Source organism: Paenibacillus sp. FSL H3-0310 (assembly GCF_038002785.1).
GTDB lineage: Bacteria > Bacillota > Bacilli > Paenibacillales > Paenibacillaceae > Paenibacillus_AQ > Paenibacillus_AQ odorifer.
Genome location: NZ_JBBODC010000001.1, coordinates 805,007 through 830,159, shown reverse-complemented (window position 1 = coordinate 830,159; position 25,153 = coordinate 805,007). Strand labels below are relative to the sequence as shown.

Annotated in this window: 20 protein-coding genes; 5 read left to right on the top strand and 15 right to left on the bottom strand. The window is 44.4% G+C overall.

The window, feature by feature from the left end; translation table 11 throughout:
* Positions 1-14 precede the first annotated feature (14 nt).
* The 10 genes from tgt to MHH63_RS03740 all read right to left on the bottom strand — a co-directional run bounded on the left by tgt (position 15) and on the right by MHH63_RS03740 (position 12,550).
* On the bottom strand, positions 15-1,151 hold the full coding sequence (gene tgt / locus MHH63_RS03785) for a tRNA guanosine(34) transglycosylase Tgt (RefSeq protein WP_036677666.1): 1,137 nt from the start codon (positions 1,149-1,151) through the stop codon (positions 15-17).
* Positions 1,152-1,172: 21 nt separating this feature from the next.
* Entirely contained in the window at positions 1,173-2,201 is a 1,029-nt protein-coding gene (queA, locus tag MHH63_RS03780; protein ID WP_076130401.1) for a tRNA preQ1(34) S-adenosylmethionine ribosyltransferase-isomerase QueA, read from the bottom strand.
* Positions 2,202-2,210: 9 nt separating this feature from the next.
* A complete protein-coding gene (locus MHH63_RS03775; RefSeq protein ID WP_341171222.1) occupies positions 2,211-4,310 on the bottom strand; it encodes a SpoIID/LytB domain-containing protein in 2,100 nt (699 codons plus the stop codon).
* 32 nt (positions 4,311-4,342) lie between these two features.
* Positions 4,343-5,350, bottom strand: a complete 1,008-nt coding sequence (ruvB, locus tag MHH63_RS03770) for a Holliday junction branch migration DNA helicase RuvB (RefSeq protein WP_036677672.1) — start codon at positions 5,348-5,350, stop codon at positions 4,343-4,345.
* Positions 5,351-5,386: 36 nt separating this feature from the next.
* Complete coding sequence (gene ruvA, locus MHH63_RS03765; protein WP_341171221.1) at positions 5,387-6,004, bottom strand: Holliday junction branch migration protein RuvA; 618 nt, start codon at positions 6,002-6,004, stop codon at positions 5,387-5,389.
* Positions 6,001-6,504 carry a crossover junction endodeoxyribonuclease RuvC gene (ruvC, locus tag MHH63_RS03760; RefSeq protein WP_036677679.1) on the bottom strand — a complete coding sequence of 168 codons (504 nt, stop codon included), beginning with the start codon at positions 6,502-6,504 and terminating at the stop codon, positions 6,001-6,003. The genes ruvA and ruvC overlap by 4 nt, the downstream gene beginning before the upstream one ends.
* A 245-nt stretch (positions 6,505-6,749) precedes the next feature.
* A complete protein-coding gene (locus MHH63_RS03755) occupies positions 6,750-7,475 on the bottom strand; it encodes a BofC C-terminal domain-containing protein (RefSeq protein ID WP_076130403.1) in 726 nt (241 codons plus the stop codon).
* A gap of 787 nt (positions 7,476-8,262) precedes the next feature.
* Positions 8,263-10,389, bottom strand: coding sequence for a CocE/NonD family hydrolase (locus MHH63_RS03750; protein WP_341171220.1), 2,127 nt, complete (start codon positions 10,387-10,389; stop codon positions 8,263-8,265).
* 11 nt (positions 10,390-10,400) lie between these two features.
* Positions 10,401-11,561, bottom strand: a complete 1,161-nt coding sequence (locus MHH63_RS03745) for a dipeptidase (protein WP_341171219.1) — start codon at positions 11,559-11,561, stop codon at positions 10,401-10,403.
* Positions 11,562-11,575: 14 nt separating this feature from the next.
* Positions 11,576-12,550, bottom strand: a complete 975-nt coding sequence (locus tag MHH63_RS03740; protein ID WP_341171218.1) for an ornithine cyclodeaminase family protein — start codon at positions 12,548-12,550, stop codon at positions 11,576-11,578.
* 183 nt (positions 12,551-12,733) lie between these two features.
* Here MHH63_RS03740 and MHH63_RS03735 point away from each other — a divergent pair, with 183 nt between their 5' ends.
* From MHH63_RS03735 to MHH63_RS03725, 3 genes are all read left to right on the top strand, one after another.
* Positions 12,734-13,669 (top strand): aldo/keto reductase, encoded by a 936-nt coding sequence (locus MHH63_RS03735; RefSeq protein ID WP_076185518.1) that lies wholly within the window; start codon positions 12,734-12,736, stop codon positions 13,667-13,669.
* A gap of 521 nt (positions 13,670-14,190) precedes the next feature.
* Complete coding sequence (fabV, locus tag MHH63_RS03730) at positions 14,191-15,381, top strand: enoyl-ACP reductase FabV (protein WP_341171217.1); 1,191 nt, start codon at positions 14,191-14,193, stop codon at positions 15,379-15,381.
* A 174-nt stretch (positions 15,382-15,555) separates the two neighbouring features.
* Positions 15,556-16,464, top strand: coding sequence for an aldo/keto reductase (locus MHH63_RS03725; RefSeq protein ID WP_370510776.1), 909 nt, complete (start codon positions 15,556-15,558; stop codon positions 16,462-16,464).
* Positions 16,465-16,674: 210 nt separating this feature from the next.
* Here MHH63_RS03725 and MHH63_RS03720 read toward each other — a convergent pair whose 3' ends face one another.
* Positions 16,675-17,457, bottom strand: coding sequence for a hypothetical protein (locus MHH63_RS03720; RefSeq protein ID WP_076130409.1), 783 nt, complete (start codon positions 17,455-17,457; stop codon positions 16,675-16,677).
* A complete protein-coding gene (locus tag MHH63_RS03715) occupies positions 17,454-18,395 on the bottom strand; it encodes an ABC transporter ATP-binding protein (protein WP_341171216.1) in 942 nt (313 codons plus the stop codon). The genes MHH63_RS03720 and MHH63_RS03715 overlap by 4 nt, the downstream gene beginning before the upstream one ends.
* 156 nt (positions 18,396-18,551) lie before the next feature.
* Here MHH63_RS03715 and MHH63_RS03710 point away from each other — a divergent pair, with 156 nt between their 5' ends.
* The gene (locus MHH63_RS03710; protein ID WP_341171215.1) at positions 18,552-19,289 is read left to right on the top strand and encodes a LytR/AlgR family response regulator transcription factor; all 738 of its coding nucleotides are present in this window, start codon (positions 18,552-18,554) and stop codon (positions 19,287-19,289) included.
* On the top strand, positions 19,282-20,562 hold the full coding sequence (locus MHH63_RS03705; RefSeq protein ID WP_341171214.1) for a GHKL domain-containing protein: 1,281 nt from the start codon (positions 19,282-19,284) through the stop codon (positions 20,560-20,562). The genes MHH63_RS03710 and MHH63_RS03705 overlap by 8 nt, the downstream gene beginning before the upstream one ends.
* A 276-nt stretch (positions 20,563-20,838) precedes the next feature.
* On the opposite strand, the gene MHH63_RS03700 is transcribed toward MHH63_RS03705, so the two are convergent.
* Genes MHH63_RS03700 through MHH63_RS03690 form a run of 3 tightly spaced genes read right to left on the bottom strand, consistent with a single transcriptional unit; the run spans position 20,839 to position 24,864 of the window.
* A complete protein-coding gene (locus MHH63_RS03700) occupies positions 20,839-21,846 on the bottom strand; it encodes a FecCD family ABC transporter permease (protein WP_076098983.1) in 1,008 nt (335 codons plus the stop codon).
* Complete coding sequence (locus MHH63_RS03695) at positions 21,843-22,892, bottom strand: FecCD family ABC transporter permease (RefSeq protein WP_080742574.1); 1,050 nt, start codon at positions 22,890-22,892, stop codon at positions 21,843-21,845. Before MHH63_RS03695 ends, MHH63_RS03700 begins: the two co-directional genes overlap by 4 nt.
* Positions 22,879-24,864, bottom strand: a complete 1,986-nt coding sequence (locus MHH63_RS03690; protein ID WP_341171213.1) for an AraC family transcriptional regulator — start codon at positions 24,862-24,864, stop codon at positions 22,879-22,881. Before MHH63_RS03690 ends, MHH63_RS03695 begins: the two co-directional genes overlap by 14 nt.
* Between the last annotated feature and the right edge of the window lie 289 nt (positions 24,865-25,153).

The following is a 25,153-nucleotide window of genomic DNA, read 5'->3' as shown; positions in this document are numbered from 1 at the left end:
TCTTAAATCAAACCCTAAAAGCCTTTAAGATTATCATATAATCCGTATTTGGCAAAAAACTCATCGCGAAAATCAAGCAGCCGATCTTCTTTGATGGCTTCACGCACTTTACGCATTAAATCCAACAAGAAGTGCAAATTGTGGTATGTCGTCAATCGAAGTCCGAAGGTTTCATCGGCTTTGATTAGATGGCGCAAATAAGCGCGGGAATAATTCCGGCATGTATAGCAATTGCACTCCGGATCAAGCGGCCCAAAATCACGGGCATACTTAGCGTTGCGTACAACGAGTCTTCCCTGACTGGTCATCGTTGTTCCATTACGGGCAATACGAGTAGGCAAGACACAATCGAACATGTCTACTCCTCGGATTGATCCTTCCAGCAGCGCATCCGGTGAACCCACGCCCATCAAATAGCGAGGTTTGCCTTGTGGCAGCAGGGGAACTGTATAATCCAGCACTTCATACATTAGCTGCTTGGACTCTCCGACGCTGAGCCCCCCAATAGCATACCCCGGGAAATCCATGGAAGTCAAATCAGCCGCGCTCTGACGGCGCAGATCTTCATACATGCCCCCTTGCACGATAGCAAAAAGACCCTGATCGTTAGGACGAGCATGACTTTTCAGGCAACGTTCTGCCCAGCGCGTGGTGCGCTCCAGTGATTTTTTCACATAATCATATTCGGCCGGGAATGGAGGACATTCATCAAATGCCATCATTATATCTGAACCCAGAGAGTTCTGAACCTCCATCGCTACTTCCGGAGACAGGAATTTCTTATCCCCATTTAAATGGGAACGGAAATGAACTCCTTCTTCTGTAATCTTGCGCATGTCGCTTAACGAGAATACTTGAAACCCGCCACTGTCTGTCAGAATCGGGCGATCCCAGTTCATGAACTTGTGCAGTCCACCAGCTTCACGAACAATATCATGGCCTGGTCTTAGAAATAGATGGTAAGTATTGCTCAAAATAATATGGGCATCCATCTCTTTCAGCTCTTCAGGACTCATGGTCTTAACTGTAGCTTGTGTGCCGACTGGCATAAATGCTGGTGTCTCAATCACACCATGTGGAGTGTGGACTCTTCCAAGTCTGGCTCCGGATTGTTTGCACGTTTTGATGTGCTCATAAGTAATTGCTGCCATAAGTTAACCCATCCTCTTACCTTAATAAATAAACATTGCATCTCCAAAGCTAAAGAATCGGTACTTCTGCTCTATCGCTTCTTCATAAGCAGCTAGAATATGTTCCCGACCTGCCAAAGCGCTAACCAACATAACCAAAGTAGACTTTGGCAGGTGGAAATTAGTAATTAGCGCATTTACTACACTGAACTTATACCCTGGATAGATAAAAATATCCGTCCAGCCGCTGCATTCCACAAGCGGACCACCTTCACATTGTCTTCCGACCGTTTCAAGTGTCCGACAAGACGTTGTGCCAACTGCAATAATACGGCCGCCTCGTGCCTTAGTAGCATTTATGGTATCTGCCGTTTCTTGAGACATTACGAAATACTCAGAATGCATAACATGCTCTTCAACCTTCTCTACAGACATCGGACGAAAAGTACCGAGACCTACATGAAGGGTGATATAAGCGATATTTACACCCTTAGCCTCAATCTGTTTCAGCAATTCTTGGGTAAAATGAAGCCCTGCGGTAGGCGCAGCGGCCGATCCCTCATGCCGAGCATACACAGTCTGATATCGTTCACGATCATCCAGTGTTTCCTTAATATAAGGTGGCAACGGCATCGTTCCCAGCCTGTCCAGAATCTCCTGAAAAATACCCTGATATATGAAACGAAGCGTACGGCCGCCCATATCAGCTTCGTCCTCGATAACGGCACGAAGCTCATCACTAAAGATGATCACCGCGCCTGTCTTGAGCTTTTTCCCTGGCTTTACAAGAGCTTCCCAGCGATCATCCCCAAGATTCTTCAGGAGAAGCACTTCCGCCTTAGCACCAGTATCTTCTTTCACTCCAAACAATCTCGCTGGAATGACTCTCGTATCATTTAGAACAAGCGTGTCTCCGGGATTAAAATAATCAATAATATCGGTAAAATGCCGGTGAGCCAGCTCTCCATCCTCCTTATTCACTAGAAGCAGTCTAGAAGCACTGCGATCAGCGAGAGGTGTCTGTGCAATCAATTCTTCCGGCAAATGAAAATCATAAGCATCTACATTCATGGTCTGTCTTCATTCCTTAACTATAGTAACGTTCTTATAATAGTGTTGCAATATTTGCTTGTAATCATACCCGCTGTCCGCCATGCCTTTCACGCCCCACTGCGACATGCCTAGACCATGGCCGTTGCCTTGTCCAATGAACAGAAAGCCCGAGCTGTTAGTGATCACTCTGGCCGCAGAATCTCCGCCCATCACTACAGTTCCACTGCCATTCACATTAACCTTCCCCGATGCGGAAAGCACGCCAGCACTCTGCGAGCTGCTAATTGTGGTGGTAGCGCCGTCAGCGCCTAATACAGTATAACTTCCGGGTGCCACAATATCAAACAATGTACTAGGTAATCCATTAAACGCGGAGCGGAACATATCAGGATATTTCACATTCAGAGCCTGACCATTAGCTTTCACCTGAATCGCTCTTCCAGAAGGACCGCGCTGGGTGACCTGCAGGTTAGAGATGCTGGAAGGGAGCGTGCTTGTTGTTTTACCCTGCAGGCTTTTTAGAAGTTCAGCAGAGGTATACGGCCCTTTGATCCAGCTATAGCTACCAGACTCATATACTTTATCCAGAGCCACAGCGTTCTCACCCGGATTCAGCTTTCCGACTGCACTAACACTGCTCTCAATAACTGGCAGAGGACGTATATTCACATCTTTGGTTGTAGCGGTAACTATATCGAGTCCGGCAGCGGTTTTGCTGCCCGTCAATTTAATATTATCTTCACGTGCATAACCAGAGGTACCATTCGCAAGCAGAACATAATACCACTTCTTAGCAGCAGCTGCCGAAACATCTTCAACGCTTGGAACACTAGCAAATACATCGCCACCATTCGCCCAAACCTCTGAAGGGTCAGCTGTCATACCACCACTATTGGAAGAAAATACAGCCTCAACAACTTTACCACCACTCATCAGCACTTCACCAGCAGTAGTATCTACAGCTTTGATAATGGAGGGAGCTTCAGACCCGATTCCGTTATATACCTGACTAAGAGTGGTATCTACTACATTCGCTACATCAAAACGGTTGCCTTGGGACAGCGCATAGCTGCGGGCGGCGACAGCCTGAGCTTTTAGCGCTTCTTCTGGCCAGCTGGAGGAAACCTCTCCTCCAACTACGGCATACAAATATTGCTCCAGCGGCACTACATTAATTACAGCCAGCGATCCGCTCAAATTGCTCAGTTCCAAATTACCGCGATATGTACGCTTGGATCTTTCCACTAACTGAATCCCAGCCTCGCTGCCTGCAGCAAGAAATTTAGCATTGCTTCCAGAAACCAGATAATGATCGGCTTGAGTTTCACTGCTAAAATCCAGTCCGGCATCCTTACGCAGTATTAATCCAGGCGAGGTCGCCACCGAAACCGTAAATTGTGGTGCCGCCGTAGACACAGCGGCCTGAACAGCTGTTAAATCACTATCGTTGGCAGCTTCGCCTACCCATACCTCTACTTGTGCACTGCCATCGTTTCCTGCCAGAAACACCTTCCAAGCATCCAAACCAGCTGCGGTGAGGCTATTAAGCGCCACATCTGCTTCCTGCTCCGAAGAATAGCGGCCAGCTGATAAATGTTTATTACCTTTCACCGCTGGGGTTTGGTCAGCAGGAATACTCAACCCTGCTTTGACTACACGGGTAAGCCCATCCTTGGCAGCTGCTTCACTAGCATAGACGCCCGTGTACAACTGATACACAGTCGCTCCATTTCTGGAGATTGCAAAAATCTGCGGTTTATCGGAGGTGGATTGGAGCTTTTTAGCTGCATCCGCTGCTGTCTGCCAGCTTGAAACCTCCATCACCTTAACTCTATATCCGTCCAGACTTATACGAATTTGCTTCTGTGCTGGGACAGATACCAAAGGAGCACTTCCTGCTTGATCCGACAGCAAAGTAAAGCTTTGCGTTGATTGCAGTGTTACTACTGGCACAGTTGATTTATATTTACTTCCAATATCAGCATAAAGAGCAACTCGTATCGTGCTATTAGAATCGGCATGACTGGCACCCGCAGGGATCAGGAAACTTCCTACAGCAAGCGCAGCCGCAAGCAATCCTTTGCTTAGCGGGGCGACCCCTCTCCATTTCCTCTTCGTATGCTTCATCCAGCATCCTCCTTTATAATTGTAGTGACGAACTAGTGCTGCTCCGGAGGGAGCGGAAGCCCTAAATGATGATAAGCGGCCGGGGTTACAATTCTTCCACGCGGACTCCGCTGCAAGAAACCTATCTGCAGCAGGTACGGCTCATATACGTCCTCAATCGTCTGACTTTCCTCACCAATCGTAGCTGCAATCGTATCCAGTCCTACAGGACCGCCGCGAAAGCTTGAAATCATAGCACTTAACATCTTGTGGTCAATACTGTCCAGCCCACGTGGGTCCACCTGAAGCATCTTCAATGCTTCCCCAGAAATTTCAGGAGTTATAATTCCATCTCCGCGCACTTGAGCAAAATCACGGACCCGCTTCAATAAGCGGTTAGCAATCCGCGGCGTGCCCCGCGAACGAAGCGCGATCTCTTCTGCTGCATCGCCAACAATCTCAATGCCTAAAAGATCCGCATTTCGAGAAACAATGTAACTCAGCTCATCTATGTTATAGAATTCCAGGCGACTGACCACTCCGAAACGATCACGCAGTGGCGCAGACAGTAGTCCTGCCCGGGTTGTGGCACCTATCAGTGTGAACGGCGGCAAATCCAATCGTACCGAACGGGCACTTGGCCCTTTGCCGATCATGATATCCAGCGCGAAATCCTCCATCGCAGGATACATAACCTCCTCAACCGTGCGGTGTAAACGGTGAATCTCATCGATGAAAAGCACGTCGCCTTCCTGCAGATTCGTCAGCAGAGCGGCAAGATCGCCTGGACGCTCTATCGCAGGGCCGGAAGTTGTTCGCAGGTTCACACCCAGCTCATTGGCGATAATATTAGCGAGCGTTGTTTTGCCCAGACCCGGAGGTCCGTACAGCAGTACATGATCCAGCGCTTCGCTTCTCATTTTGGCCGCTTCTATATATACCTTCAGGTTTTCTTTCACCTGAGTCTGGCCGATATATTCTCCCAGATAACGAGGACGCAAGCTTAGTTCTACCGCCTGCTCATCCATCATCAAATTCGCGGATATAATCCGGTCATCCATTTCCTATCGCTCCCTTTCTTTAGGATGTGTACGGCTTTACTTAGCTATATATAGCAGCCCTAGTGCTTTCTTCATCAGCACATCTACAGTGCCTGTCTCTGATCCCTCTTTCTTCAACGCGAGCCACACGCGGTCCAATTCGCTTTCGGTATAACCCAGCCCCTTAAGCGCATCCCGCGCCTCTTGCCAGGCCAATCCATCCGTTGCTTCTTCCGTTGGCACTGCAAACAATCCCGTTTGCATTGAAGCCATACTGAGTCCGTCCAGCTTGTCCTTCAAATCAAGGATCATACGCTGTGCCGTCTTTTTGCCAATGCCCGGTAATTTCGTTAAGAACGTTATATTCTCTTGATAAATCGCTGAAATCAACTGATCCGGTGTTCCACCTGTCAGGATTCCAAGCGCAACCCTAGGACCGATGCCAGATACCTCTATCAGCTTGCGGAACAATTTTTGTTCCTCACGAGTCGGGAACCCAAATAATAGCGTAGCGTCCTCACGTGTTTGGTAATGAATATAGATCGTTACAGGTCCTTCTACTTTAGCAAAAGCATAAGGATTCGGGCAGAATACCCGGTATCCTACTCCCTGCACATCCAGCACCACATATTCCGACTCCAAATGAACGACGGGGCCTCTTAAGAAATCTATCATTTTCGCAATACCTCATTTAATTTAGAATTAAGACTGCTCGAATGGGCATGGCATACCGCTACCGCCAGCGCATCCGCCACATCATCGGGTTTCGGAATCGCCGATAGCTTCAGCAGCAGCTTCACCATTTCCTGGACCTGCCGTTTCTCAGCCTTACCATAACCCACAACAGCCTGCTTTACCATCATAGGTGTATATTCCGAGACGGGGAGACCCCGCTGCACAGCAGCTAATATAGTCACACCGCGGGCCTGCGCCACTGGCAATGCTGTAGTAACGTTGCGAGCGAAAAACAGCTTTTCTATCGCCACAGCATCGGGTTTATATTTATCAATGAGCTGACCCATGCCTTCATAGACATGCAGCAGTCGTTCTTCTTCAGGCGTATGAGCCTCAGTCTGAATACAACCATATTGGACGGGGGTCAGTTTATGTCCTTCCTTATCCACAAAGCCAAAGCCGACGATCGCCAGCCCCGGATCAATTCCCAAAATACGCAAACACGATCTCTCCTCTATAACAGGCAGATTATTCCACCGTTTTCATCCATTCCTCCGCCATGAAGCGAACATATGTATTCCTTCTAACCATTATAGCAAAAATCGCCCTTGCGGGAGAAAAAAAGTTTACTGTTTGCAGCGAAATGGCAACTTTAGGCCTACAGCTAAGACTCTTCCCCGTTTCATTTCACACAAAAAAGCTGCCCTCAGCCATTAATAATGACTTTAGGACAGCTTTATCAAAGCTATTGCTTGTTCTGCATGACATGCTCAGCAGCTTCGCGGGCATAATCACTGAAGGTAGACAGCACACTGTTGTACTCTTCAATATCCTGAACACGAATCCCCTCATGAAGCTCTTTCCAAATATTTTCCGGCAATGAGGATTTCAGGGAACCCATATCCATTTGAAAAAAAGTCTTCAGTACCTTCTCCTGAACTGGCGGACCTTTAAACAAGGTCAAATTCCCAAACGCATCTACACCAATGTAAGCTTCATTTTTTATCATTGTCGATAAATCATTCACTTTTTGTTCCAGCCACAAATCCCCTTCTGAACTAATCCAACCGCTCCATTCAGGGTGTTCATTGATTATAGTCTTCAGCTGAAGCGGGTTCTTTACGCCCGGCAACGTCTGAATCTCTTCTCCGGACACATAGGTTGTTTTTAAATGAACGGTTCTGCTGAGCCCACTTTGGGTGATGGTTTGCAGCAGTTGTTCATTATTTAAAGTGCCCTTCTCTTTTGCCTCATCACTGTCCTCGCCTACTTTAAAGACAGCTGCGGCCAGCTCACTATCGGCACTATCCGCCCAGCTAGAATTCGTCAGCAGTCCACTGATTTCCTCAGGTACCTGCATACTGCGCCAAGCCAGTACAGTAAAAGCTATACAAGCAGCTCCTACCCAAAGCGCCTTTTTCCAACGTCTCCATCGCCGCCAAAGTTGTTTTTTTAAGCGAAACGCGTTCACGTTAATCCCTTCATTCTGGTTTTTCCCTATTGTGACCTAAGAAGGGAGCATTTATGCGCTTTTCTGTGAATAATCGACATTTCTCCAAAAATACAAGGTTGACCTTGCAGTATAGTTCAAGATTTATGGTATAAGTCTGGAAGGGGGATTCTGGGGAGAGGTTTCACATACCGGCCTTAGGTGATACCTATTTCATGACGATCGACCATTTCTTGCACCAAAGCTTTTGCTTCGCCAATAGACTATTTAGTTCTTAGTGTGCTATGCCATTGGATTGGGCGATGGCGTTTGGGATGGTGGCGATGTAGGCGTTCTGCGTTTGCGTGCTGGGGAATGCGTTCTGGTGCTGGGAGTATGTGTTCTGCGTTTGCGCGTTGTGCGGAGTGGATCTAAAACTAATTAGGGAAAAACTCCCTGAAAGTAGGAGAAATTTGCTCTAAATGAACGAAATCAGGGAATTCCTCCCTAATAAATAGGCTGTTTTCCTTATTTTCGGGGAATCAGACATAAAATTAGGGAGTTTTTTCCCAATTATATGCCTGACGACCAGAATCCTAAGAATTTCAGGGAGAAATTCCCTAATCGCTCTATAAGTGTTTTACTTTTCGCTTCAATTGAAGCATAAGCTCATTCTTCACTTTTTGTTTCACCTAGGCCGCACTCGGTGTTCACTCAGTACTCTCTCGGTACGCCACTTGAAGCATCATTGCTCATCAAATGCTGCTTCAGCTTCAAGTGTTAATTCCCTTTACCTTTGTTCAGCCCCTTCTTCGTATTAAAGTCACATTTAAGATTTAGGAACCACCGGCAGCTTCACATGGCTCGGATACTCACGATTATGGTAAACAGTCTGCAGCACCGTAATCGCTTCTGAATCTTCATACGGATTACTGCCTGTATTTGTATTAGGGAAAGCAACGAATTTACTGGACGAAGTAATCGAGAACCGAATTCGGTGCCCCACAGCAAATCTATGAGCAATATTCGGCATGAAAATATCATATTTCTCCACCTGCCCAGGAATCAGCAGCTCAGGCGCCTCCAATCCATGACGGTATTTAGCTCTGACAATATAATTGGATAACCGGATAGAGTCCCCTTGTTCATTCACGTCACTAAGCGTAACAACCCAATCCGTATCTTTGCCAGTGCTGGCAGCATAGATAACCGCAGACAATTCTCCGGCCACAGTCAGCTCATCCGTCAGAATATCACTAGTGTAGACAAGGATATCATTGCGCAGCTCGTATTTCCGCAAATTCTCAGGCTCTCGTTCACCGCTATCATTCATAGGATCATGAGGATTATAGATATAAGTATCTTCAGGAGAATGTTCCTCAGGCGCTGCAAGCAGTTGCCCATCCCCTTGTCCTGAATTCGCTCGCCCGCCGCTGGAAAGGTAGAAGGAAGAAGTTGTGGCTTCAGCAGGTGTCCAATCCGCAGACGTTCTCCACTGATTTTCACCAACAACATAATAAGAGGCTCTAGGCTCCTGATCTATTCCATTTGGAATGCCTTTGAGGAAGCGGTCGAACCAGCGCAGCACAGAAACATCGTAATCATAGACTACAGCATCATTGCCGAAGCTCACACCTTCATAGTCTCTGGCTCTGTTAGGCCCGTGCTCCCAAGCGCCCAGACGGATTTTTCGATTTGGCACATCATGTTCTGTTAGCATTCTCCATGTTTCCGATACGCCGGCGCTGTCGCCGTCATACCAGCCTGAGATAACATACATAGGCACCTGCACCTGATCACCGCGCTCGGTAAAAGTACAGTTTTTCCAGAAATCATCATACTCCGGATGCTGGCTCCACAGATCCCATGGACCTGATGTTTTGCCAATCATTTGCTGAGGGATCTCTTTAATCGGTCTTGCATCAACGGCTGCTTCCGGATTCACCGTAATGCCTCCAAAGATATCAAAATCCGTCCGAGTACCCACAGATTGAGCAAGAGTCCAAGAGAGCAATGGCCAAGAACAAAGGGTTCCCCCTTTGCGAACGGTATCAACAAATGGAGAGCCCACGTTCACTTCATCCACAACCGCCTTCAGATTCGGGTGCCCACTGGTGGCCGCCGCCACAACAACAAAACCTAGATAGGATGCGCCCCACATGCCGACGTTGCCATCCGACCATTCCTGAGCAATAATCCAGTCAATCGTATCATAACCGTCATCCCGTTCATTATAAAAAGGAATCAGTTCGCCTTCCGAATCTGCCCGACCTCTAACATCCTGCGATACTACTGCATAACCTTTATTGGCCCATCTCATAAAAATCTCTTTTTTTCCGTTGCGGTCATAACATGTTCTTACGAGAATTGTCGGCAGCTTAGTTCCCGGCTTAATGCCCTCTGGTAAAAAAACATCTGTCGCCAACTTCACCCCATCACGCATCGGAATCAGATCAGTACCCAAATCGTTCACACCATATTCTGCCTTGGATAGAAGAGGATCGTCGTAGACCACTAACGGAGTCAGCTTCTCATAACCTGCTTTAACCATAAGCTCAATACCATACCGATTCGGCGTTAAAAAAGCGATAATTTCCCCGTCCAAAGTCACAATGTCCAGAGCCGTCTCTTTGCGCAGCGCCCATACTTGTGAGGTCAGTTCGCGGCCTTCAATCTGCGCCTGATACTGGATATGCTTTTGATAGATATCGCCATTACTCAGCACTACCTCGTCTTCTGCCCATTCTGCATTAGCATAAGCATCCAAATGTTTATGGATTTTTTGAAGCGGGAGTACGGTCTTGAACTGTCCATCCAGCACATTGTCCTGCATTTGCGTTCTTCTGCGCGGATCGACCTTAGCTAGCATGATCTGTTGCTCTGTAAAATGAATTTTGCCTGTATAAACACCAGAAAAGTAGACGTTAAATGTAGATGTGTGTAAGTAGGTTGTCATCTGTTTATCCCCTATCCGCAAATTTCTTCAAATACGCGCAGCCAGTTGCCGCCCATGATCTTAGCAATATCTGCATCCGCATAACCGCGGGCAACCAAACCTCTAGTAAAGTTAATAAAATAACTATATTTCTCAAGTCCAGCAACGTTTTCTGTAGAAGGACCGTCTCCTTTGGCGAATCCAAGCTTGGGTGCGATATGTTCTTTAAAATAAACCAATGACCAGAGCACATCGCTCATCGGCCAATCCGTTCCAATTCCGACATGATCCACGCCTACAAGCCGGATTACATATTCGATATGATCCAGCACATGATCAATAGTTGTATGTTTAGGATCTTCATGAACAAACCAAGGCATAGCAAAAATACCAATAACTCCACCCGTCTTGGCTATCGCGATAATCTCCTCATCACTTTTACAGCGCATATGCGGATAGATCGCCTCTACACCCGTATGTGAAGCAATCACCGGAGTTGTGGAATAAGCGCAGGCATCTAATGTAGTCTGTTTCCCGCAATGCCCCGTATCTACAATGATCCCCAGCTTGTTCAAGCGTGCAATGAATCTTTTCCCAAAATTAGTGACCCCGGCGTTCGATTGTTCTGCGCAGCCCGCCCCAATCTGGTTCTGATTGTTGTAGGTCAATTGTAGAATTCTTAATCCGAAGTTATAAAGTACATCTAATTGATCGAGATTCGTGCCCAGACCATCCGTTTCTTGTGCTGTGATAATGCCCGCTTTATAACCATTACGCTTGGCAGCACGTATGTCTTCGGCAGTTAAGGCTTTGATTAACCAATCTGCAGAATCGAATTGCAGTTGCACCTCTGCCATGCTTGTAATGATGCTGTCTAAGGATTCCAAATGAAGTTCGCGGTTCCCTGCTGTAATTCCGGACTTGTACCACTCTTCCTTATACTCAGGGATCTCTCCGCTCGCAGATAGCTTTGTGATGATTTTTGCAGGCATACTGCTGTATACCATTGGCTCATCTTTATAAGGCTCACATAATTCTTTGATTCTGTCAGAGATAGAGTCTGGAATCGCGCTTGGAGATAAGGGACCTTGAAACAGCAGATCGATAATAATGTTCTGCTCATGCAAGCGTTTAGCCCGCTCCTCCTCTTGCTCCGTCAACTTGAAATCATACAGACCTTCATAAGTGCTCATCGTGTAGTCGCTCCTTAGAATGCAATTTCAGTGCCTTTATGTAATCTAACAGCTTCATTATATATAAAATTAGCTGCTGCTAAATCCTCTATGGCCAGCCCTAATCCTTTAAAAAGAGTAATGTCAGCTGCCGACCTTCTGCCCTCGATAGTGCCACTGATCAGCTCACCAATCTCCCCGACAATATGATCTGCTGTAATTTTGCCTTCGTTCAGCGGGATTAAATAATCACCAGATTCATTCTGAGCGGATTCCAGCCGATCTACATATAACTTAGCTAATTGGACGGTCTCCGAATCCAGCTCACGGTCATTTGGTCTGCATGCGCCGACAGCATTGATATGTACACCCGGTTTCAGCCATTCTCCCTTGAGCACAGGTTCGGTGGATGCTGTCACGGTACAAATGATATCCGCTACGCTGACTGCCGCTTGAACTGTCTCGGCAACAATGATCTGCACATCATATTTTTGGCTCATCTCCATTTGAAAATCCTGTGCCTTTGCGAGTGTCCTGCTCCATACTTTTACCTCACGGATGGGTCGAACCCGCAACATCGCTTCCAGATGACTTTTTGCTTGTTCCCCAGTTCCAAGAAGAGCAAGGATTTCGGCATCCTCTCTGGCCAGATATCGGGTTGCTGCTGCACTGACTGCCGCCGTACGAATGGCTGTAATCTTTTGTCCATCCACTATAGCTTTCAGAACACCCGTAGATGAATCGAATAGGGTAACAAGACCTTGATGAGAAGGCAGGCCTGAACCATGATTGCTGGGAAATACACTGATGATTTTGGCACCAGCTACCTCTTCATGCTGCAAATAACCCGGCATTAAGCCGAGCAGATTGCTCTTTTGTAAAGGAAGCACTTGTCTTAAGCTTTGTACGGCTTGTCCAGCGGACAGAGCCTTCAAAACAGATTCCATAACGGAGATGCAAGATTCCATAGCTAACAGTTCGGCCACTTCATTTTGATTAATGACTAGCATAAGACGGACCTCCTTCTCCTCATCATGATTGCACGAACGCAAATATAAAATTTTTCTTACTATCATAACTTATCCGGTTTAAATATTCATGTATAAAGCTGGAAGGCAAAATTTGTCCTGACCCGAGTTATTCTCTATACTTAATATAGTACGTATTATATTTTAAGGAGCTGACTATTGATTATGGCTAATAAAATAACTTTAGGAAAAACCAATCTGCAGGTTCTCCCGCTGGGTCTGGGTGCCAATGCTGTTGGCGGGCATAATTTATTTCCGGGTTTAAATGATGAAACCGGCAGAAATATTGTGCGCAGCGCTCTGGATCATGGGATTAATTTTATTGATTCCGCCTTTATTTATGGACCAGGAAGATCCGAGGAACTGATTGGCGAAGTGCTGAAGGAAAGAGGCGGCCGCGACAATGTGGTCATTGCTACTAAAGGCGCTCACGTGATTACCGGTGACAAGATTACACTCGACAACTCTCCAGCTTTTCTAAGACAGTCTGTAGAAGACAGCTTGAAACGCCTCCAGACCGATTATATTGATCTTTACTATATTCATTTCCCTGATGAAAGCACACCTAAGGACGAAGCTGTAGGTGAACTTAAGAAGCTGAAGGATGAAGGGAAGATTAGAGCCATCGGGGTGTCTAACTTCTCCATTGATCAGCTGAAAGAAGCCAACAAAGACGGTCATGTGGATGTTCTTCAATCCCACTACAATCTGCTGCATCGTGATGCGGAACAAGATTTGCTGCCTTATACGCAGGAGCATGGCATTTCTTTCGTGCCCTATTTCCCACTTGCGTCGGGTCTGCTGGGCGGCAAATATAAGCAAGGCGATACATTCAGCGACATTAGAAAAAATGACCCGCTATTTCAAGGGGAGACCTTTGCCAAGAATCTGGAGAAGGTGGACAAGGTTCGTCAGATTGCCAATGCTAAAGGTGTCGAAGTCGCACATGTCGTACTTGCCTGGTATTTGACCGTACCTTCCATCGATGCGCTTATTCCGGGCGCCAAACGTCCTGAGCAGATCGTTTCCAACTTAGAGACGCTGAAGGTGCAGCTGACACCAGAAGAGATCAAAACTATAGATTCCATATTTAAGGCGTAATCTAGCCTCATTAGATTAAGGGGTTGTCCCATGGCCACGAAATGGCTGCTGGGGCAGCCCCTTTTGTGCTTTGGTTCATCGGATGATTCGGGTTAGATAGTTCGATTGCCACGATTCGTAAGATTCGTCATTCGTTCGTTTTATTTCCTTCGTACGTTCGGTCGACCTATCACAGCTCCCCGCACAAGGCCCCTATCGGACACAGTTGACCCTTAACGCAGCATTTATTGCACATTTGGAATTCCAACGGACCTCATAGCCGCTATTGGCACGAAATACACCTAATATGAACCTTTTTCTAAGCAATAACGTCTCTGGGGTCCGAAACCCTGCTGAAAAGGCGATAAATTTGCATATAACGTCATCTGGGTCCGTAAGCGGCAGCGGATGGCAGTCGATCGTAGTGGAGAGCAGTCATTCTTCTCCAATATCCTAAATTCTTTGTATTAGTAAATATTGTTTGCTATACTTTCTCTGAAGTAACATTGGACTTTAATTTTTATAAAAAGGGGAATTCCTTGATGATTATTCAACCTAAAACTCGCGGATTTATATGTACAACAGCCCATCCAGAGGGATGCGCCAAACAAATACAACAACAAATTGAATATGTAAAAGCACAAAAGAAAATTGAGGGACCTGCTAATGTACTAGTCATTGGCGCTTCTACCGGATACGGACTAGCTTCCAGAATTTCAGCCGCTTTTGGTGCGGGCGCCAACACCATTGGTGTTTTCTTTGATAAAGCTGCTGAAGGTCAACGTACAGCTTCTGCTGGCTGGTACAACTCCGCAGCTTTTGAACAACAAGCAGCGCAGCTTGGACTTAAATCTCACAGCATAGTTGGCGATGCCTTCTCCGATGCTATCAAAGAGAAGACCATTGAATTGATTAAAGCTGAATATGGCACAGTTGATTTAGTTGTCTATAGTGTCGCTTCACCACGCCGCACTCATCCGGTAACAGGAGAAACCTTCTCCTCCGTCATTAAACCGGTGGGAACCGCTTATTCGAACAAAACCTTGAACTTCCACACAGGTGAAGTTTCCATGACCACTATTGAGCCTGCTTCAGAAGAGGAAGTACGTCAGACCATCGCAGTTATGGGCGGCGAAGACTGGAGAATGTGGATCGATCAGCTTCAAGCAGCTGGCGTGCTTGCCGATGGAGCTACAACCGTTGCTTACTCCTATATCGGGCCTGAAATCACTCACCCTATCTATCGCGACGGAACGATTGGTCAAGCCAAACATGATCTGGAACAAACAGCGATCCAACTGAATGATCGCCTGTCCACTCAAGGTGGACGTGCTTTTGTTTCCGTGAACAAAGCTCTGGTAACCCAATCCAGCTCCGCGATTCCTGTAGTCCCTCTTTATATCTCTGCATTGTATGAAGTAATGAAGGAAAAAGGGCTGCACGAGAACTGTATTGAACAAATGTACCGTTTATTCTCTGAGCATCTTTACAGTGGGGGCGAAGCTACTGCTGACGGAGGCTGCTTGATCCGAATTGATGACTGGGAAATGCGTGAGGATGTTCAGACTGAGGTTATGAAACGTTGGGACGAGCTGACAACCAACAATGCAGGTGAGCTTGCTGATCTTGAAGGCTACCGCCAAGATTTCTTTAATCTGTTTGGTTTTAGAACAGAGGGTGTAGACTACGAAGCTGACATTGATCCTAATGTCGACATTCCAAATATGTATTAATAACTGATCTATAGACAAATGAGGTTATCTCTGAAGTAGTGAATTCTACTGACGAGATAACCTCTTTCTCTTTTAGATAGACATTGGCTTACCTCCCCTCTTTATGATATGGTTTGATTGAATACTGCATGTTCTACTAACATTCGAAGGAGTGAGTCACTTTTGGTTAAAAAAATTAGTGTAGCAAACGGCGCACTTGAGGTGTCACAAATTTCGCTTGGCTGTATGCGGATTGCTGATTTATCTGCAAAAGAAGCAGATACACATGTACATAGTGCCCTCGAGCTCGGAATAGACTTTTTTGACCACGCCGACATCTACGCAGCTGGCAAAGCCGAGGAAGTATTCGCAGGTGTACTGGAGAACAATCCGGGTATGCGTGATAAAATGATGATCCAAACCAAATGCGGAATCCGCAACGGTTTTTTTGATTTCTCCAAGGAACATATCCTGCAATCCGTGGAAGGCAGCCTTAAGCGCTTGAAAACAGACTATATCGACGTCCTACTGCTTCACCGTCCTGATACGCTATTCGAGCCAGAAGAAGTCGCTGAGGCTTTTGATATTCTGGAAAGCAAAGGTATGGTCAAACACTTTGGTGTCAGCAATCAGAACCCGTTGCAAATCGAGCTGCTTAAAAAAAGTGTAAAGCAACCGCTGCTGTTCAACCAGCTGCAATTGAGCATTATGGTCACTGGCATGATTGATACAGGTTTCAATGTGAATATGACTAACTCCGGTTCAGTTGTTCATGATGGCGGGATTTTGGAGTACAGTCGCCTGCATGACATGACCATTCAGCCTTGGTCGCCTTTCCAATATGGCTTCTTTGAAGGCGTATTCTTAGATAACGATAAGTTCCCTGAATTGAACGAGGTCATTAACCGCTTAGCAGCTGAAAAAGACGTAACCAATACAGCGATTGCCATCGCATGGATTCTCAGACATCCGGCAAATATGCAGCCTGTCGTTGGCACAACTAATACGCAGCGCTTGCGTGATATTGCCAAAGCTTCCGATATTACTCTCACTCGGCAAGAATGGTATGAAATCTACCGTGCTGCCGGCAATGTCCTTCCATAAACACCTAAAGCCACGAGGTACGTTATTAACGTACGCCGTGGCTTTTTTACCAGAGAGCGATTCAATCCTCACGTTCTAGTAAAACTAGATAGACAGCGTCAAGATATTCGTATACTCACAAAAAGAACACAAAAAATAATAACTACTACCGAAATACTTAAGATCATAGTGAATCTTTTGTTATCCTTTTTCATAATCCATCCTTCCTTCCTATAGATGCACATCTCTCTTTTCAAAAGAAATTAAAGCAACGCTCAAGCAAACTCCTATGATTACAACAGGGATTAGGATCATACGAACACCCTCGTTTAGGGTATATATTTCATGTGAATTTACAGCAGAGAATTTAAAAATTTGCGTCGTTAGCGTATTTTCAGAAATCACTCTCAGATATACATACGAAGAGTCTTTCAGATAACCACTGAGCAGAAAATCGCCAAATACAAAAACAAACGTGGCAATAACAGCGGTAGCCGATTTTTTCATCAATACTCCTAACAACAGCACGACAGCGGAATAAGCTGCGAGATACAAAATATTGAATCCAATAGCCCCCATAGCAACGATAAACTTCCCCTCTAAGCTTTCATTTCCGATATGGGAACCCGTAACAAGCGCTGCCAGCATATACAATACATAAAAAAGACCAAAAAATTGAATTACCCACCATAATACAACTTTTAATTCGGTCAGATATTTTCCCAGTAAATATAATGACCTGCTCTGACCCGAAGCGATAATGGTTTGAACCGACCCATACTCAAATCCCTCGGTAGCAAAAAAACAAACGTAAATCGGAATAATGAAATACAGAAAAAAAGATAACTGAATGCTAGTAATTAAAGGCTCTAAAGGACCGTCTATATCAAATCCTACTTGTACCCCCATCCAAACCAGTAATAAGGCGCTTCCAAACAGCAAAAGAAGACTTATCCCCTTGAACATGGGATCCTTGGTTACATAATAAGCTTCAGCCTTAAGAAAATTCCTCATTCGTTACCTCCAGCAATTAGATCCATATAATAGTTCTCAAGATTTGGTGCCGACAGGTTAATCCCTTCAATATGGATGCCCCGCTTTAGAAAAAAAGACATCAGCTCTTCCAGATTTGTACTCTCTTTAGGAATTTGAATTTCTCCAGCTTCGGTGATCGTAATGGTTTCTAGTTGGAGTTCACTTTTCAAAATCTGAAGTGTCGCTGCGGGATCAGCCGTTCGAATACAGATCTTTGTTTCCGCCGTATGTAAGAGTTCCTCCGCAGAAGCTTCTTTGATTAACCTTCCTTTATGAATAAAACCGTATTGGGTCGCTAGTAGCTGCAACTCACTTAAAATATGACTGGAGATTAGTATAGTCACTCCTTGTTCTTTAGATAGCTTCTCCAGGATCTTTCGCACTTCTACAATGCCTGACGGATCAAGACCATTAATAGGCTCGTCCAATACCAGAAATTTGGGATCGTTAAGTAGAGCAATAGCCAGACCTAAACGTTGTTTCATCCCAAGGGAGTATTCTGAGGTTAGCTTAGAACCGGCATCTGCCAGAGAAACTGCCTGCAATACTTCTGCAATTCTGCTCTTATCCTTAATCCCAAACGCACGGCAATAAAACGTAAGATTTTGCTTCGCATTTAGATTAGGATAAAGCGCTGGCCTTTCAATTAGAAATCCAACCTTTCGCCTCGCCTCGTGAACAGCTTTTGTGTCCTTTTTTTCAAAAAGAGAGATTTCGCCATGTGTCGGATGTACCAATCCGCCTATTATTTTCATTAATGTAGTTTTACCTGCCCCATTTTCGCCAACAAACCCATAAATATCTCCTACCCCAATCGTCATATAGACATCCTGAAGCGCAAAAGACTCTCCGTATTGTTTGCTTAAACCTTTGGCCTCAAAGATCGTTTGAGTCAAATCAAACACTCCTCTTTTCACTTTTCCACATCCTAACATGTTGCCATGAACTCTACATTCAAACTGTAACAATCAAGTTAGTTAATGTAATTATTAAGAAGGATTTGTATAATGTGACTTATATGGTCGACAAATTCCCGGATATTTTGGACAATTCTTGTCGAAAGGAATGATAAAGTGATACGTATTGCTGTCTGTGATGATGACTTTCCCACTACTGAATTAATAGAGAGACTTATTCTGGAGACTCAAAGGAATTTCACAAGGAAAATAGAGGTGTCGATCTTTTATTCCGGAGAAAGCTTCACTAAGGCCATTCAAGAGGCCTGCGCGTTTGATATTATTTTTATGGACATTGAAATGGCGGATATGGATGGAATAAAAGCTGGGTATGTACTGCGGGGAAATGATGAAAATGATCTAGTGCAGCTTATCTATGTCTCTAGTCATGATGAATATCATCTGCAACTCTTCGATGTTCAGCCCTCGGGATTTATAAAGAAACCTATCGATTCAGAGATATTTAAGCAAAAACTGATTTCTAAGATTGAAAAAGTAATTCGCAAGCTGCAGCAAGGCAAAAAAAACTTCTTATCACTACAGCAAAAAGGAAAAGAAATTCTAATCCCCTATCGAAATATCATCTATCTGGAAAGCAACCGGCGGAGAATTATTCTTTATTCCTGCAACGATCAACTCGACTACTACAGTACACTAAACGAGGAAGAGCAGAAGCTTCCTGTGAGCGATTTTGTCCGAATCCATCAATCCTACATCGTTAACTTTTACTTTATTAAAGAAATCAGTAACCAGGGAGTAATTCTCCTTAATGGCGAAGCCTTACCCATTAGTGCAAAATACAGTGCCGATTTTAAGAAAAAATATCTGAAATTCAGGGGGAGTCTTGTTGGATAATATCTTTCTGGAGGAGTTATTTTATCTAGTAACGCTTCCACTTTTACCTATCATCATTCATTACTTCTACAGCCATTGTTTCATTAGCCGACTTACCACCAAAGCCAATCTTGTTATCGTGTACTCTCTATATTTCCTCTGTATTGTCTTTCTGCACTATAGCTCACTGCCAGGCTCAATCCTACTCACACTCAATATTGGCCTGATTGCTCTCTTATCTTTTTTTTACAATGGAAATATCAAATGGCGGATCGTTGCCGCTCTTTTTCTGGTTGCGCTTATTACGCTTAGTGAGTTATCACTGCCCCTATTTTACTCGACAAAGGGATATATTCTGAACCAGTTTCTTTCCAAGCTGCTGATGTTTATATTAGCTTTTGTATCCGTGCGCGTAGCTAAAGCCTTTGGAAATGGCGGGTTATCTAAATGGTATTGGGTTCTATTATTTATTTGCCCTTCTATAAGCACACTAGGGATCTACAGCTTCGCATCCAGCCTTTATATGCAGTCCTTCCCTACCCTTGTTCCAATCCTGTCCACAGGACTACTCATTATAAATTTATTGATATTTATCTTATGTGACCGTATGTTAGTTATCCAATCTGCGCAGAACCAAAGTTATTTACTTGAGCAACAAAATGCTTACTATGTAAATCAATATCTTTTGACAAAAGAAGTACAGGAAGAATCTTTTAAGTTCCAGCATGATATTAAAAATATTCTCATAGGTTTACGCGCAAAGGTACAATCCGGTGAAGCTGCCAATCTAAATGAGTTGGACAACTTACTGGGGCAAATAGACAATCCAATAGGCGTCAGCAATAGCGGGAATACGATTATTGATTCCATTATCAACTACAAGCAGCAGGTCGCTGAGAAGCATCAGATCCCCTTCAAGTTAGACTTGAACATCCCTGCACAGCTGACGCTCGACACCACAGTTATCAGTGTGATTTTAGGAAATGCACTGGACAATGCCATTGAAGCTTGTTGCGATAAAAGAAATGAAGAGTGCTATATAACCATACATATGCATTATCTTAATGAAAGCTTGTTCATCCGGATTCAGAATCCTTATGTGAATGAAATTCATACGAATCGTTTTGGCGACATCTGCTCCACAAAAACTAATAAATCCGGTCATGGTATAGGCTTGAAAAGTATCCAGAAGGTCGTAGAGGATAGTAATGGTTTAGTAGATATTTCATATAACAATAATCTATTTCAAGTCGAAATTGTTCTTTTTATGGTCCCCTGTAAAAAAAGGATTTAGAAGCTTATCATAAGCTTCATCATAAACCCAAGTGATTCCTTCATCTTTACTGGTAAGATATATAGTTCCTGCCACACCGGTATCTTGATCAATTAACGAGATAGGGAACAGTCCTTCCTTTCTATTAAAGATAGGAGAAAGGGGATTTTTTTTTTATTTATCAAACTTTTCTGGAATTTAATAAGCTCTGAAAATGAAAAAGGTCTATAAAATCGCTTATTAAGCAATCTTATAGACCTTTTTAGTATACGGTGAGAGGCTCGAACCTATCGATATTTATTTTGAACGCATTAATAGATATAGAAAATAAGGCACACTCAGCATTGTTACAATAATTCCTGCGGGAATATCTGACTTAAAGCTGACCGTTCGAGCAATCGTATCCGCTACAAGCAGCAATAGCGCACCAATAAGCGCTGAAGTAGGTAGAAGCACTTTGTAGTCGTGACCTACCAGCTTGCGAGCCACATGCGGACTAATCAATCCAATAAAGAAGATCGAGCCCCCGAGCGCTACACAGCCAGAAGCTATGCCTACAGCCGCAATTGCCAAGCGCAAAAATTTCTTCTTTACAGCGACTCCTAATCCTATCGAAATTTCGTTGCCTAGCACCAAGACGTTCAATGTCCTGAAATTAGAAAGAATATATGCGAATAGCAGCAATACCCAAGGTGCCAACAAGCTGATATAAGACCACTTGTCCCCCCATAAATATCCTGCTTGCCAACGCTGCGCAAACTCATACTTCTGGTCATCAAGCTTTAAAGTCAGGAATAGCGACAGCGCACTAAACCCCATATTGATCGCAACACCAGTCAAGACAAGTCGTGTAGAAGAAATCATACGACGTTTTCTATAGGCTAGAACATAGATCAGAGCTGCTGCCAGCAGACCACCTAAGAATGCCATAGACGGCAGTAATAATGTTATAGCGGCGCCTTGAATGCTTACCGTTGAGATAATCAGCAACACCATAAGACCTGAACCTGAGCTAATACCAAGCATGCCGGGATCAGCCAGATCATTGCGCAGCAAAGCCTGCATAACTGCACCTGCCAGTGCCATCCCAAATCCAACAAGTATCGCTAATACGATCCGAGGAAGACGAAACTTATAAACAACGAGATTATGCTCCTCTGGACCTTGTCCAAGCAATACTTGAAATACTTCAAGTGGATTGAGGGACACCTTTCCCATATTAAGACTAAGAATAGCTCCTGCAATAAGCAGTATTAAAAGAGATAGAATCCATATTGTAGCCTTATGCGATTTAACAACATTCATTTGAAGGCTCTCCTCTCTTTGCTCGCAATTAGCAAGAAGAAAGGAACACCAATCATTGCAAAAATAATGCCCAGTGCTGTCTCTGCCGGACGATTAATCAGCCTTCCTGCGATATCCGCTACAACCATAAGTGCGCCGCCGTAAATGGCTGATGCCGGAATAATATAACGATAATCTACACCTACAAAAAAACGCATAATATGCGGAATAATCAACCCTACAAAGCCGATTGGCCCTACAAGTGCAACAGCTACACCCGCTAGTAAAAGGACCGCAAGCGTAGCTATCATCTTAACGAGAACGATCCGTTGCCCGAAGCCTTTCGCAATCTCTTCCCCCAAGTTTAAAACAGTGATAGAGCGTGCAATGAATAGTGACAAAGCCAGTCCACCTAAGAACCAAGGTATAACTAGCCTAATTTCCACCCATGTTGCTCCAGCCACACTACCCGAAGTCCAATAAGCAAGGGCACGACCAATTCCATAGTTTAATGAGATAAATGACCCCACAGCTCCAAATAGCATTGTAATTGATATTCCAGCTAGCACCAGTCGTTGAGGTGTCATTCCTGAACGATTCAATGAAGCGGCAAGATACGTTAATCCTGCACCAAGTCCTGCGCCAATAAAGCTAACCAGCAAGGTTGTTGTCTGCAGTTGCCCTGGAAGAAAAACTAGTGTAACGGCCATTGCAAGTGCTGCTCCTGCATTTACTCCCATTAATCCGGAATCTGCTAAGGGATTTCGCGTATAGCCCTGCATAACCGCTCCTGCTACCGCGAGACACATACCTGCAATAATATCAGCTGCTGTACGCGGAATTCGAAGGGCATGAATAATCTGATGCTCGGTCAGTTCAGGATCAAAATTAAAAATCGCTGTCCATGCCATCTTCAGGCTCATGGAAGCAGAGCCAAATGAGATAGAAGCTGCTACTGAAAGCAGCAGCAGCAGTATCCCTAGGAGTAGAAACAGACCGAAATACGATTTTCCTCTTAAATCAGGGATAACGGTTGTTCTATCATCTAGCTTTCTATTTTTTTTCATACGCTGACACTAGCTTCTCAACTACAAAATCTAGCTGCTTATCAAGAGAGTAGATATCGGAATAATATGAAAAATCAAACCCAATTTCGATCAATCTACCTTCTTTGATTGCTGGAATGCTGTTCCAAATTGGATTGTCCGACAAATCATCAGCCCCATCCCATACAGAGCGGAACACGAAGTCTCCTATATACTCAGGTAACACCTCTAAGGAAACAAACCCTCCAGTAGCCTTCTCTCTGCCATCAATCTTTTTCTGAAGAATCTCTGGTGCTTTTAGCCCTAAATATTCATAAATGATCTGAGAGCCCCTTCCATAAAGCTTGCTATCGATCACCGCCATCTCTTTTTTGCCGCCTTCGATAATGGTTACTGTCTTATCCAAAATTCCAAGTTCATCAAGCTGCTGCTTGCTCTTCTCCAACTTCTCGTGGAAATTATCTAATAGAGCTTGTGCCTCCTGCTCCTTGCCAAATACCTCGCCAATCTTCATTACACGTTCATCCGTCGCCATTTTTTCATAAGGAATTGGAACGGTCGGTGCAATATCCTTAAGGATTTCGTAAGTTTCTTCAGAAGCAGCTATGATCAAGTCCGGCTTTACTGCCATAATAGCCTCTGGATTAGGCTCATACCATGAACCTAGATCTTCAATCCCCCCAAGCTCTTCTGCAAAGGCCGCTCCTTCAAAGACACTCGAAGTCCCTACTGGCTTAATGCCGAGGGCCACAAGATCCCCTTGAAGGTATAACACGACAACCCTCTTTGGATTAGCTGGAACAACAATATCTCCCTTTATTGTAGAGATAGTTCTTGTCTGAGCCTCCTTATTGGCATTGTCAGCTGCAGTTGAATTATTTGCTGGTGATGATGTAACTTCAGAAGCTTTGGATCCATTAGAATTTGTGACATTAGAACCAACACTTGCAGATCCACATGCACTTAATAGCAAGGTAAAGCTAAGCAGCATCGCTACAATAAAACTTGACGTCTTTGTTAATCTCATAGGTGAAGACCCTCCGGTTATTTCATTATGGTAATAGTAATGATAATGATTATCATACTCAATAACATTATATCGGGAGGATATGTGCTCGCCAATGGAGAATTTGGCGGTGGTAAATGGACGATTGTCCGATGAGCTCACCTGCCTGCTTTCCTTGCGGAACCGGATGGGAGATTGACCATTGTATTTACTGAACATGCGACTGAAGTAATATACATCGTTATATCCAACTTCTTCTGCAATATCGCGAAGTGGAGCATCGGTACATCGTAATAGCTCTTCTGCATGTTTAAGCCGGAATCGTATCAAATATTCAATCAAGCTAAACCCTGTCTCCCCTTTAAAGCGGGTTGATAAATGACGAGGGCTATAATTAAATTGCTCCGCTATAGATTCTAGTGATAAATTATGACGATAATGCTCCTCAATATAACGGACAACCTGCCCAATGACATCCGGTTGCCTGAGGTTAATTCCATCCTTTGTAAACTGCTTTAATAATTCATGTATAAACTGATAGAACAAGCCTTTAACTTGAATTCTTTCCAATTGGCTTCCTTGTGCCCAAAGTTGTTCCATTGCCATTAGTTGATAGTGCAGTGGTAATGGCTCCAAAGACTCGAAGCTATACTGCATCCGAAATGGATTGCTGCGTTCTAAAAGTCTTGCTAAATCCTTTCTTCCTGGCAAGGAGGCTCTATAGAATAATAAATAGTATTCAAACAACTTCCCTGTCTCTATACTTAGTCTCATGCCCTTGCCACCATGCACAATAAAGTGACGGTCTGCGTCGTAATCTATGCCGTTGAGATTCAAGCTGGCCGTACCCCGCACACAGTAGATAAATCCACATGCTGGTAATACATAGCCTTGCAGCTTGTCCCCAGGCTTCATCACAGCATGTCGAATATCAAGTACTTTAACAGCGGCATAATTCCATGCGAAAATATGATCTTCCAGCCTCATCTTTGCAATACACTCCGATCTGCTCCACAATCTATTTGAATTAATTATATTTCACAATAAATGATAATGATTATCAATTAGTATTAGGTAGTTCCTCTATTTTGTCAATCGCTGTTTAGTATCATGATTGCTTATAGCTTTCGAAGTGGAGCTTCCTCAGGAATGCCTCTATCTCATTCACATATCCTCTTACATTAATCTTTCTGGGTACAACTAAGTCCAATTTCTTATTCATACTTGAAGGATGTATCAAAAGTTTTCCGGCACAGGCATGAACGGAATTGTAAAA

Excerpts from the sequence above, each read along its gene's own strand:
- tgt (WP_036677666.1), bottom strand. The coding sequence starts at position 1,151 with ATGGCAGCAATTACTTATGAGCACATCAAAACGTGCAAACAATCCGGA.
- queA (WP_076130401.1), bottom strand. The coding sequence starts at position 2,201 with ATGAATGTAGATGCTTATGATTTTCATTTGCCGGAAGAATTGATTGCA.
- MHH63_RS03775 (WP_341171222.1), bottom strand. The coding sequence starts at position 4,310 with ATGAAGCATACGAAGAGGAAATGGAGAGGGGTCGCCCCGCTAAGCAAA.
- ruvB (WP_036677672.1), bottom strand. The coding sequence starts at position 5,350 with ATGGATGACCGGATTATATCCGCGAATTTGATGATGGATGAGCAGGCG.
- ruvA (WP_341171221.1), bottom strand. The coding sequence starts at position 6,004 with ATGATAGATTTCTTAAGAGGCCCCGTCGTTCATTTGGAGTCGGAATAT.
- MHH63_RS03750 (WP_341171220.1), bottom strand. The coding sequence starts at position 10,389 with ATGACAACCTACTTACACACATCTACATTTAACGTCTACTTTTCTGGT.
- MHH63_RS03745 (WP_341171219.1), bottom strand. The coding sequence starts at position 11,561 with ATGAGCACTTATGAAGGTCTGTATGATTTCAAGTTGACGGAGCAAGAG.
- MHH63_RS03740 (WP_341171218.1), bottom strand. The coding sequence starts at position 12,550 with ATGCTAGTCATTAATCAAAATGAAGTGGCCGAACTGTTAGCTATGGAA.
- MHH63_RS03735 (WP_076185518.1), top strand. The coding sequence starts at position 12,734 with ATGGCTAATAAAATAACTTTAGGAAAAACCAATCTGCAGGTTCTCCCG.
- fabV (WP_341171217.1), top strand. The coding sequence starts at position 14,191 with ATGATTATTCAACCTAAAACTCGCGGATTTATATGTACAACAGCCCAT.
- MHH63_RS03720 (WP_076130409.1), bottom strand. The coding sequence starts at position 17,457 with ATGAGGAATTTTCTTAAGGCTGAAGCTTATTATGTAACCAAGGATCCC.
- MHH63_RS03700 (WP_076098983.1), bottom strand. The coding sequence starts at position 21,846 with ATGAATGTTGTTAAATCGCATAAGGCTACAATATGGATTCTATCTCTT.
- MHH63_RS03695 (WP_080742574.1), bottom strand. The coding sequence starts at position 22,892 with ATGAAAAAAAATAGAAAGCTAGATGATAGAACAACCGTTATCCCTGAT.
- MHH63_RS03690 (WP_341171213.1), bottom strand. The coding sequence starts at position 24,864 with ATGAGGCTGGAAGATCATATTTTCGCATGGAATTATGCCGCTGTTAAA.